At 60.4% G+C, this 11,557-nt stretch carries 8 protein-coding genes; 5 read left to right on the top strand and 3 right to left on the bottom strand.

Annotated features, from left to right (window positions below):
* Window positions 1-143 precede the first annotated feature (143 nt).
* A complete protein-coding gene (locus VGG64_23510; GenBank protein HEY1602592.1) occupies window positions 144-2,615 on the top strand; it encodes a DUF87 domain-containing protein in 2,472 nt (823 codons plus the stop codon).
* Between the two features lie 59 nt (window positions 2,616-2,674).
* On the opposite strand, the gene VGG64_23505 is transcribed toward VGG64_23510, so the two are convergent.
* Window positions 2,675-3,118, bottom strand: a complete 444-nt coding sequence (locus tag VGG64_23505) for a hypothetical protein (protein HEY1602591.1) — start codon at window positions 3,116-3,118, stop codon at window positions 2,675-2,677.
* 889 nt (window positions 3,119-4,007) lie between these two features.
* On the opposite strand from VGG64_23505, the gene VGG64_23500 reads away from it, so the two are divergent.
* From VGG64_23500 to VGG64_23490, 3 genes are all read left to right on the top strand, one after another.
* On the top strand, window positions 4,008-4,706 hold the full coding sequence (locus VGG64_23500) for a PEP-CTERM sorting domain-containing protein (GenBank protein HEY1602590.1): 699 nt from the start codon (window positions 4,008-4,010) through the stop codon (window positions 4,704-4,706).
* Between the two features lie 370 nt (window positions 4,707-5,076).
* Complete coding sequence (locus VGG64_23495) at window positions 5,077-6,591, top strand: sodium-dependent transporter (GenBank protein HEY1602589.1); 1,515 nt, start codon at window positions 5,077-5,079, stop codon at window positions 6,589-6,591.
* Window positions 6,592-6,682: 91 nt separating this feature from the next.
* Window positions 6,683-7,840 carry an aspartyl protease family protein gene (locus VGG64_23490; protein ID HEY1602588.1) on the top strand — a complete coding sequence of 386 codons (1,158 nt, stop codon included), beginning with the start codon at window positions 6,683-6,685 and terminating at the stop codon, window positions 7,838-7,840.
* A 107-nt stretch (window positions 7,841-7,947) separates the two neighbouring features.
* Here the strand turns inward: VGG64_23490 and VGG64_23485 are convergent, their stop codons facing one another.
* Window positions 7,948-9,327, bottom strand: coding sequence for a sigma-54 dependent transcriptional regulator (locus VGG64_23485; protein ID HEY1602587.1), 1,380 nt, complete (start codon window positions 9,325-9,327; stop codon window positions 7,948-7,950).
* A 461-nt stretch (window positions 9,328-9,788) separates the two neighbouring features.
* On the opposite strand from VGG64_23485, the gene VGG64_23480 reads away from it, so the two are divergent.
* Complete coding sequence (locus VGG64_23480) at window positions 9,789-10,427, top strand: response regulator transcription factor (GenBank protein HEY1602586.1); 639 nt, start codon at window positions 9,789-9,791, stop codon at window positions 10,425-10,427.
* 104 nt (window positions 10,428-10,531) lie between these two features.
* Here the strand turns inward: VGG64_23480 and xerC are convergent, their stop codons facing one another.
* A complete protein-coding gene (xerC, locus tag VGG64_23475) occupies window positions 10,532-11,458 on the bottom strand; it encodes a tyrosine recombinase XerC (protein ID HEY1602585.1) in 927 nt (308 codons plus the stop codon).
* Window positions 11,459-11,557: the final 99 nt, after the last annotated feature.

The raw sequence follows: 11,557 nt of genomic DNA, 5'->3' as shown, positions 1-11,557 counted from the left end.
TGTGCATGATGAATGGCAGACACGCTCTCCACATTTATCATCCATCATTTTGCATTCAGCATTCCTAGTATTTTCCGTGCCTGTGTGGTGAATCCGCATTCGTCCTCGTCGCGTAAACCACGATTCCTGACGGGAGTTCCGGCGTGCAAGATTTCGAGAAGCTTGGTGTCTTCTATCTCGGCCGTCATTACGATCTGGAAAAGGGCGCGCCGCAGCAGGACTTACTGCTCTACGACTCAAAAGATCTACTGACTCATGCCGTGTGCGTGGGCATGACCGGCAGCGGCAAGACAGGTCTGTGCCTGACATTGCTCGAAGAGGCGGCCATTGATGGCATTCCGGCGTTAGTGATCGATCCCAAGGGGGATTTGTCGAATCTGCTGCTCACGTTTCCGCATCTCGCACCCGAGGACTTTCAGCCCTGGGTCCACGAAGACGACGCGCGGCGGCAGAATCTCTCGGTCGAGGAATTTGCCAAGCAGCAGGCCGAGATGTGGAAGAAAGGGCTGGCCGATTGGGGTCAAGACGGCGCGCGCATCCAGCGACTACGCGACGCAGCCGAGTTCGCCATCTATACGCCCGGCAGTAGTGCCGGCCGCAGTGTCTCGGTGCTGCGCGCCTTTGCCGCGCCGGCCAAGGCCATACGCGAAGACGAAGAGTTGTTGGGCGACCGCGTCAACTCGACCGTGAATGGCCTGCTCGCGCTGATCGGTTTGCAGGCCAATCCGCTCGACAGTCGTGAGCACATCCTGTTGGCGACGCTACTCGGGCAAGCCTGGCAGACCGGCAAAGATCTGGATCTGCCGGCGCTGATCCAACAAGTGCAGAATCCACCGGTCACGAAGATCGGCGTCGTCGACGTCGAATCGTTCTATCCGGCCAAAGACCGCTTTGCCCTGGCCATGCGGATCAACAATCTGCTTTCCGCGCCGGGATTCAAAAGTTGGCTGGAAGGAGATCCGCTCGACATCGACGCGCTTCTACATTCGCCAAAAGGGAAGCCGCGCGTGTCGATTTTTTCGATCGCGCACCTGGACGACGAGCAGCGGATGTTTTTCGTCTCGCTGCTGTTGAACGAGACCCTCGCCTGGATGCGCACCCAATCGGGCGCGACCAGCCTGCGGGCCATGTTGTACATGGACGAGATCTTCGGCTACTTCCCGCCATCTGCCAATCCGCCGTCGAAGTTGCCGCTGCTCACACTGCTCAAGCAAGCCCGCGCGTTTGGGCTGGGCATTGTGCTGGCGACGCAGAATCCGGTCGATCTCGACTACAAGGGGCTGGCCAATTGCGGCACCTGGTTTCTGGGACGATTGCAAACCGAACGTGACAAGGCCCGCGTCATCGAAGGACTGCAAGGCGCGGCTGCCACGGCGGGCGCAAATTTCGACCGGCAGAAGATCGAACACATTCTGTCGGGATTGAAGAATCGCGTTTTCCTCATGAACAACGTTCACGAGGATGCGCCGACTGTTTTTCAAGCGCGGTGGGCCATGTCGTACTTGTGCGGTCCCTTGACGCGCGACCAGATCAAGAAGCTTGACGAGCTGCAGGGCCCGGCGCCGGCCGCATCGACCACAAGCACCGTGGCGAGTGCCGCACCATCCGCCGCCGCACCGACTTCGTCCGCGCAGGCGCCGGCAGCCAGCGCCGATTTCACGAACCAGCCTCCCTTGCTGGCGCCGCAAATCCAGCAATTTTATATTCCCGTGCGCGGCACCCAGCCCGCGCAGGCGCAGCTGGTCTATCACCCGACGGTGTTGGCACTGGGCACAGTACACTTCACCGACAAGAAGTTGGCCGTCGACGCCGAGCGGCCACTTTGCTGGCTGGCTGACTTTCACGAAACAACAGGCGCCATCGACTGGCAGGCGGCAACACAGGCCGGCTTTGGGGACGACGATCTGGAGAAGACACCTGCTGCCGAAGCGCGGTTTGGCGCGCTGGCGGGAAATGGGATCAGCGGCAAGTCTCCTGCACAGTGGCAGAAATCCTTTGCCGACGGGGTGTACCGCCTGGCGAAGCTCGATCTATTGCATAGCGCGGCACTCGACGAAGTTTCGCGCCCGGATGAATCAGAGCGCGATTTTCGTATCCGTCTACAGGACGCCGCCCGCGCCGAATGCGATCGGCTGCTGGAGCAGCTGCGGCAAAAGTATGCGCCTAAGCAAGCACAGATCGACGAGAAGTTGCGACGCGCGCAGCAAAAGGCTGAACGCGAAAAATCGCAGGCCCGCGAACAAGGTGTGCAGGCGGTCATTTCCTTTGGCGCCACGGTGTTGAATGCCATCCTCGGCCGCAAACGGCTCAGCATGACAACCGTCAGCAAGGCCAAGAGCGCGGCGCGCGATTTGGGGCGCACCATGAAGCAGTCATCCGAGGCGGGCCAGGCCGAAGAGACCGTCGAGGCGCTGCAAACGCAACAGGCACAGCTCGCCGAGGAGCTGCGTGCCGACACCGCGGCGCTACAGACCAAGATCGATCCACTTACCGAGACATTCGAGACGATTTCCTTACGGCCAAAAAAGGTAGACATCGCCGTCCGGCTGGTCGCACTAGCGTGGCTCCCCCAGTGGCGCGAGACGTCAGGAACGTTAAAGCCGGCATGGGAATGATCACCACGCTGCAACTCGCGCTAAGCGCAGGCGACGAAGTGCGGATCATCGCCGACTGTTCATCTCACGCGCAGCAGTTTCTCCATCCGCTCCGCCAGGTCGCGCCACTCACTGTCGGCCGGCGCTGGCGTCGCCAGTTCGTTGGGGAACGGGGCGGGCTGGCCATCGCCGTCGACTTGCACAAAGCCCAATAACGCGTCCATCCATGGCCCGTCCTGCTCAGCCAGCGGCAGGCCCACCAGTCCGACCACTAGATAAGCACGTGTCAGATGCAGTGGCACGCCGCGGATCTCGATCATCGAACCAACTGGCACCGGCCGGTAGCATTCCAGGCTGAGCACCCGCCGCAAAAGCAGATTGGCGCCGCTCCCTACGGCCCGATGGCCTGTAACGTACGCGGCCTCCAGCGCTATGCGTAACAGCGACCCGGCGTATAGCGTGCCATGATGGTTCGTATCGACGGGCAGCACCAGTCGGTGCGTGCAGGTAAGGTTATTGCTCATGGAGGTTTATTTTACACTGTCCAGAGACCTGGCGAAAACGTCGAAAAGGAAGTCCGTCTTGGTCAGCCGACGGTTGAGTAAGTAGTGTGTTCGCCCCACCGATGCGCGTACGTGTTCCGCAATTGATGGGATGAGTCCGTCCTGGCCTATTCCGCGAACAGAAGCGCAGCCAATTGGCGATGAAGCAATGGTCCGACGATGCGAGAACACACCTCGAAGTGCGAAGTTATTCTTTGCGGGTGTGCGGCAACACTGAGGGTGCGTGATAACTCAAAATAAAAATGCCGTCCGCCAGCCAACGCGAGCCGTTCAATAGTTCAAATCGCGAGCATGCATAGCGGCGTGCTCTGCGAAATCTACAAAACGAAAATCTTGCCATTTGTAATTGAATGTCGTGGCCTCTTCGTCGATGGCGATGGGGGGGTAGCCCGAATGGGGATTGTGCTGTCACCCCTGTCGAGGGTGCGCTCTTCTAGGAAATGCCGGTGCAAGCAAACGCAAATGCGATTCTTCTTGTCGGGCTTGTAATCGATTTGTATAGTCCCGAGAGTTTCGCAGGCATCGTATTAATTTGTTTTTGGCATCGCCAATGACGACGAGTAGAGAGTCCTAGCTTTCGTCGGGTAGATCCACAGACAAATTTCCGACGACCGGGCCAGCCGGCTTGCTTTACATCAGGCTCTCTGTGGCAATTCTTGCCGCCAGTGACTTCCTTCCGACTTGGGTCGTGCGCGCATCGCGCGCACGTGCCTTGGCGCTTTTTGTTTAACCGTGCCAGGGCTAGAGCCCGGTCGCATCGTTGTCGAATTGCCTCGTCGTCACGCACCATGGGCCCAGCACAGGAGAGACCTCGACTATGACGCGATCCACTTCGTCTTGCATGGCAGCAATGTTGACAGTCTGTTGGGGGGCAAGTCTGACGGCCGGCTTCCATGCCATAACAATCAACGCCGCCAAGGCCACGACCATCAGCTTCGTGACGCCGACGGGCGCCACTGTGCAGAACAACGAACCCGTTAGCGCCCAGGCGACATTTATTACAGGCACGAACACTGTCTCCGTGACTCTGTCGAATCTGCAAACCAATATGCTGTCTGCTGACCAAAGTCTGAGCGACGTCACGTTCGCTCTCAGCAACGGTAAGACCAAAGCGACGCTCGTGTCGAGCCAAGGCTTGGCGCGTACGGTGCAATCCAACCGATCATATACCGATGGCGGCCTCATCTCGACGGGCTGGGTCCTGACCACCTACCAAGGCAGCCTTGTTTTGGACGACGGGTCGTTCGCCTACGCGGGGCCCGCGCATACGATCATTGGGCCCCCCACTGGTTCGACCTACGCCCACGCCGACAGCTCGATCGCAGGGGACAAGGCCAACAATCCCTTTCTGGCAGGCGCCGTAACGTTCATGCTGAACGTACCGGGTGTCACCGCCAGCACCAAGATCACGGACGCCACGTTTTATTTTGGTGCGTGCGAGACGTGCATCAACGGCAAAAGCAAAAATGTGCCCGAACCGGCCACCGCGACCCTGGCGGCAGTGGCGCTAGGGGGATTGGCGATTTGCCGGTGGCGGCGATGCCTATGAGAGTAGCAACGGCCGGACCATCAATCGATAGTTACGCCCATCGCTATTCGCCGCAAGGTCAGGCGGACACACCTACCTAATCAGCAGGCAGACGACGAGGATGGTGACACGGTGGACACACGCCGAATCGACGTAGCCGGCCCGTAGTCCGTACGGTATTCCCGTTTTCACAGTTGCCAGAACTCAGCTTTGGCTGGCCGAGGGTCTGGCTGCTGGACCATCTCGCGGGCTGTTACCCGCTAATGACGTTGTGCGCGATTGTGCCTATCCTATAGCACCGCGCCGGACGACATGTCGCCGCTCAGTTTGACTTGCCAATAGGGGCAAAAGCTGGCGGTCAATGGGCGTGCCCGCGACATGGGGAACCGGCATGGATAATCAAAAATCGTTCTCGTCCCGCTGGGCATTGTTGTTCGCGATGCTCAGCATGGCCGTCGGGACGGGCAGCATCTGGCGATTTCCGCGTATCCTGGCCAAGAATGGCGGCGGTACGTTTCTGGTGCCGTGGGTCATTTCGCTTCTCGCCTGGTCGATCCCGCTGATCATCCTCGAATTCGCTCTGGGGCGCGGCATGCGCGCCGGGCCGCTGGGGTCGATCGTGCGACTAGTGGGCCAGAAGTTTGCCTGGATGGGCGCCTGGATCACGCTCACGGCTGTGGCGATCATGTTCTACTACTCCGTCATCACCGGCTGGGTGCTGGAATACTTGATCGTGTCGGTGACCGGTCAATTGGCCAAGGCCAATCCCCAACAGTACTACGATCAGTTCGTCGCCGGTCCGTGGCCGCTGGTGCTGCATGTCGTCTGTATGTCGCTGGCGTTGTTGGTGATTTGGCGCGGCGTCGGTGCGATCGAGCGCGTGACAACGCTGCTTCTGCCGAGCTTGTTCTTTCTGGTCGTGGCATTGGCCGTGCGCGCTTGTCTGTTGCCCGGGGCCGAGCGTGGGCTGGCCTTTATCTTCAAGGTGGATTGGCAGCAGTTGGGCAACTACAGCATCTGGCTGGAGGCGCTAACGCAAAATGCCTGGGACACCGGGTCCGGCTGGGGGCTGATCACGGTTTATGCCATCTATGTGCGCCAGAAAGATGACAGCAGTGTGAATTGCTTCCTGTTGGGGATCGGCAACAACGTGGCTTCCTTGCTGTCGGGTGTGGCTGTGCTATGCACGATTTTTTCCATCATGCCCGAGGCTGAAAAAGAAATCGTCGGTGCCGGAAACTACGGGTTGACATTCGTGTGGTTTCCGCAGCTATTTGCCCGGATGCCGGCTGGCGGGCTGTTCATGATCGTTTTTTTCGCGGCGCTCTTCATGGCCGCCTTCATGTCCCTGATTTCGATGGTCGAACTGGCGGTACGCGGCTTGCAGGACCTGGGCATGACGCGCGAGCGCTCTCTGCTCATCGCAGGAGGCATTGGGCTAGTGGGGGGTGTGCCGTCTGCATTGAGTCTCGACTTTCTCGCCAACCAGGATTGGGTCTGGGCCAATGCCTTGATTCCCAGCGGCCTGATGTTTGCCTATGTGGCGATCAAATACGGCATCGACGAGTTCCGCGGTCGATATATCAATCTGGCCTGCAACCAAATGACGATCGGCCGATGGTGGAACTTCGTGCTCGGCGTGCTCGTCCCTGTGCAGGGCGTCGTGCTGCTCGTGTGGTTCTCCTGGCAGAAGTTTCCTGCCGCCGTGACCGAGACGGGAGAAAGCGTGACCATGAGCACGCGCCTGGTCGAGTGGCTTAGGCCCGACGCTGTCGAAAACGTGGGCACGGTGCTAGCACAGTGGGCCGCGTTGCTGATGGTGCTCTGGGCAGCGAACCGCTGGATGGGTAGAAATGCGGCCGAGCACGGGTCGGCTGCAGGTGCGTCGGAGCAAAGCGTTCCCTAGGGTGGGTATCGCCCACGCTGCAAATGGGACGTGCGCCCCGGACCTGCAAAGATTCGCGTCGTGCAGAATTAAATCGGTAACGGAGTTTCCGATGAGCCGCCAAGGATTGGCTTTTTTGTCGCTGCTTTTCTTTCTGCCTGCGGTATTGCTGGCAGCGACGGCAGGGGCGCAGACGGTGCCAGTGCCCGCCGATGAGGTCGCCGCGCGCTTTGAAATCGGCACCGACGGCGATGCCGTCTATTTGCCGGTCAACGTCGGCGATAAAACGTGTCTCTTTTTGCTCGATACCGGCGCGTCGTACACGATATTCGATTTGTCGCTCTTATCGACAGCGCCGACCGGAAGCTTACGAGAGCGGGCGCCCACCGGGCAGTTTTCCACTCCGCGGTTCGATACTCCAACCGCGACGCTCGGCAGCTTCAACCTGCCAGACTCGGTGCCGTTTGTCGCCGGGGTTGATCTAGCGCCGATTCGCGAACAATGCGGTGACGAAGTTTACGGCATCCTCGGCATGGACTTTCTCGCCAATCATGTCGTGCGGTTCGACTTTGACCAGGGAGAATGCGTATTCCTCAAACGGTCGCCAACGGGGGCTGGGGAAAAGATCGCCCTCCGATTCGCACGCTCCAAGATCCCTTACATTGTGGCCAATCTGGCCGAGGCCTCGCCCGAACATTTTTTCATCGATACAGGTGCATCCGCCTGGACCGACGATGGCGACCTGACAAAGCTTGTCGCGAAAGACCTGCTCGACGCCGGCAAGGCCCGCGACATCGGGCGGATTACGTTGCACGATCTATCTGGCGCCTCGACGCTGCGGCGTTTGCAATGCGAGACAATCGAGATCGGCGGCATCACAGTAGCTAATCCCATCTTCGCCACTGGCGATCGCGCCAACCGTTTGGGCATGCCCTTTCTGGCCCGTTTTGTGGTGACCTTCGATTTTCCCCAGGGCCACATGTACTTGCAGGGCCGGAAATCGTTCCGGCCGTTGGGGAAATTCAATAGCAGTGGGTTATGGATCGTCCGCCGCGAGGGCAAAACCGTTGTCGACTCGGTCCGAGGCGGAAGCGCGGCGGAATCCGCAGGCTTGCGGGCCGGGGACGAGATTCTCAAGCTGGGCGAATACGACGCGTTACAGGCGCGGCTGTACCGGCTTTACTCGCTACTTTCGCAAGAAGCTACGACGATCGACGTCATCGCGCGACGCGACGGCAAGAAATTCGGCGCGTCGCTGTTGCTTAAATAAAGCAGCGAGGCGCAGTCGCTACGGAAGATGTTGTCGCACAACCGGCGCATCCTAGAGTTGGCATAACACGCCCAACTTCTTCTCTTCCTCGCGCGCTTCGCGCCGTTTTACAACGACGCAAAGGGCCGATCTTCCAGCCCCAGACGCTTCATTTTCTTGTACAGCGTCGTGCGGTTGATGCCCAGGGCATCGGCTGTGAGGTGCCGATTCCATTGGTTGCTCTCCAGCACTTCCAGAATAATACGGCGCTCCGGCTCTTCGAGCGCCTGCTTCAGCGTGCGTCCGGTCACCGGTTCGAGGATGCGTTGACCACCTGCGGTCATCGTCGCAGGCAGATCAGCGACGTCGATAGGACCCCCCTTACCAAGCAGTACGGCTCGCTCGATGACGTTGGCCAACTCGCGGACGTTGCCGGGCCAGCGGTATCGCTCCATCGCCATCATCGCTTCGTCGCTAAAGCCCTGAACCTGCTTGCCGCATTCCTCGCACGTGTCCTTGAGGAAGTGAGACGCCAAAAGCGGGATGTCGGCCACGCGATCGCGCAGCGGCGGCAGCTCGATATTGATCACGTTGACGCGATAGTACAGGTCCTGGCGGAAACGCCCCGCACGGACCATGTCTTCCAGGTTCTCGTTCGTGGCCAGGATGACGCGGGCGTCAACCTTAAAGGTCTTGGTGCCTCCGACCGGCTCGAACTCGAAGTCCTGCAGCACGCGCAGCAGCTTGACCTGCATGGCGGGACTGGCGGTGCCGATCTCGTCGAGAAAGATCGTGCCACCGTCGGCCAGCATGAACTTGCCGGTCTTGTCCCCCATCGCGCCGGTGAACGCGCCGGCCACGTGACCGAACAGTTCGCTCTCCAGCAGATTCTCGGGCAAGGCTCCGCAAGCCACTTCGACGAAGGGCTTGTCACGACGGCCACTGCGCCTGTGCATGGCGCGGGCAATCATCGATTTACCGGTGCCGCTTTCGCCAGTGATCAGCACGCTGGCGCGAGTTTCGGCCACGCTGCCAACCATCTCGAACACGCGCCGCATGCGATAGTCCTGGCCGACGATGCTCTCTAGACCAAAGCGGATATCGAGCTGGGTTTTGAGGTTCTTGTTCTCTTCGACCACGCGGCGGTGATTGAGTGCCCGATCGATCGACATTTCTAGTTCGTCGTCGACCAAGGGTTTGGTGACCAGGTCAAAGGCACCCGCCCGGATCGCTTCGATGGCGGTTTCCACCGTGCCATAGCCGGTCATGAGGATCACGGCCGTGCCAGGCCGATTCTCGCGACACCAGGCCAACACGTCGAAGCCGTCGCCGTCGCCCAGCCGTAGGTCGACCAGGGCCAGGTCGTAATTCTTTTTCCCCAGTGCCGCGATCGCGTCGCCGCAGCCGGTGACGGCGTCGATGATAAAGCCCAGCTCGCGCAGCCAGGCTGCCATGGACTGTAAGAGTGGACGGTCATCGTCCACGAGTAACAAAGACCCACGCTTCATTGGAAATGCCTCGACCTGGCGCGAACCGTGACTGCCGACAGTAAGCGCGGGGTCCCTCGCGTTGCGGCAGTGCAATCAATCGCGCGTGTGTACAGTTGCGGCTGGGTTCCGGTCGCCAGCCAACAGCCGAGCGCGGTCGGCATCCTCATCGAGGAGTGCCACCTACGCCATAAAATCGTTCAATTCCGCACGCTAGCCCCCCGTCGGCAGGGCCGTTGGGAGAAACAGTCGCAGTTGGGGAATTCGCGGGGAGAAGAGGCCGCGACTGTCGCTAAATATCTACGTCACGCGCTGCGCAGGGTCAACGCGGCAGGTCTTTTGTCACACAGCTCGTGGAATAACCACGGTCATTGATGGCGGCCGTGCCGGTTGTTCGGATCTCACGGGCGAGCTACGCTTATATGTTTGGGTGGGCACTCTGCCCATGTCCTCTCTACGCTAAGTCGAGGAGGAGGGTTCTGATGACCGTACGCCTGCTGATCGCAGACGACCACGAAGTAGTCCGCCAGGGACTCGCCAGCCTGTTGGCCGGTACGGATGTGGAAATCGTGGCCGAGGCCAGCAGTCCGGCCGACGCCGTAGCGCAGGCCCTTCGGCACAAGCCCGACGTGGCGCTGTTGGATATCCGCATGATGGACGGCGGTGACGACGGCCTGACAGCCCTGGAAAAGATCCATAAGGACCAGCCAGAGACCCGCGTTGTCATGCTCTCGGCGTTCGACAACCCGACCTACATCGCGCGGGCGCACGCCCTGGGCGCGAGCGACTACCTCTTGAAGGGATGCACGCGCGAGCAGCTGCTGGAAACGATTCATGCGGTTACAGCGCAGGACGGAGGGCCATCTCATGGCGAGCTCAGCAAGGTCGCCGATACGATGGCCACCCGGCAAAAGACCGAAGACGACGAGGCCTCGTTGACCCAGCGCGAGACGCAGGTCCTACGGCATCTGGCGTTAGGACTATCAAACAAGGAGATCGCGAAATCTCTCGCGATCAGCGTGGAGACTGTAAAGGAGCACGTCCAACACGTGCTGCGCAAGATCGGCGTCAATGATCGCACGCAAGCGGCCGTCTACGCGGTGCGAAAAGGCATCGTGTGACCGAAATGGCGCCTGCGATGCGCAAGCAGCTGGAATGCCGTGCCCATGACTCTTCGGACCGTCGTTAGCGTGTACCACCGCGCGGTCGGTAACGGGGCTGTGGATCACTTAGCCCGGGGATGGGCCTTTTCGTAAGCGGCTCTCAGGGCGGCAGTGCTGACATGCGTGTAGATCTGCGTCGTCACCAGGCTCTTGTGCCCTAACAGTTCCTGCACGCTGCGAATGTCGGCGCCCCGATCGACTAGGTGCGTGGCGAAACTGTGGCGCAGTGTATGGGGCGTCGTGCGACCGTCTAATCCGGTCACTTTCAAATACTTTTCGAGCAGGCGGCCCACGCTGCGCGTGGTGAGTCGGCGGCCGAAGCGATTGACGAAAATGGGGGCCAGGCTTGTCTCGGCCACGCGACCTGCCACGCGGCGGACCTTCAGCCATTTGCGAAGCGCGTCTTGGGCGAAGGAGCCCAGCGGAGCGAGCCGCTCCTTGCGCCCCTTGCCGCGCACCCGCAATACGCCCTCGGCCAGATCAACGTCGGCGTCATTCAACCCGACTAATTCACTGACGCGCAAGCCGGCCGAGTAGAGCGTCTCGAGAATGGCGCGATCGCGCAGACCCAGAGGATCGCCCGTGGGCGGAGCCACGAGCAACCGATCGAGCTCTCCGGTCGACAAAAAGTGTGGCAGCGACCTCCCGCGGCGGGGATTACGCAGCGGCTTGGCCGGATTGGTCTTGGTCCAGCCCTCGCGCTGGCCAAAACGAAAAAAACTACGCAGCGACGCCAGCCGTCGGGCAATGGTCGTCTTGGCGTAGTCGGCCGCGTGCATCGCCGAGGCGTAACCGCGCAGGTCGAGCGTTGTCAGGTCCCCTGGCGCCGGGCAGCGACCACGATGGCGCTCGGCTAGGAACTCGCTCAGTGCCTCGAGATCCTCACGATAGCTCTTGATCGTCAGCGGCGAGGAATTGCGCTCGACGCGCAAATACTGCAAAAAACGTTCGGCAGCAGCCGAAAGCGTATTTTCGGATACGGTTGCCACACAAAGACTCGCCAGGCGAGCATGACACCCGGCCGCGAGGCGGCACGAAACAAAGGCTGCTCCGCGGCGAGCAGACCGGCAAATGCGAGAGAAAACCCG

This window comes from Pirellulales bacterium, from assembly GCA_036490175.1.
GTDB lineage: Bacteria > Planctomycetota > Planctomycetia > Pirellulales > JACPPG01 > JACPPG01.
This window is presented reverse-complemented; position numbering and strand designations above follow the sequence as displayed.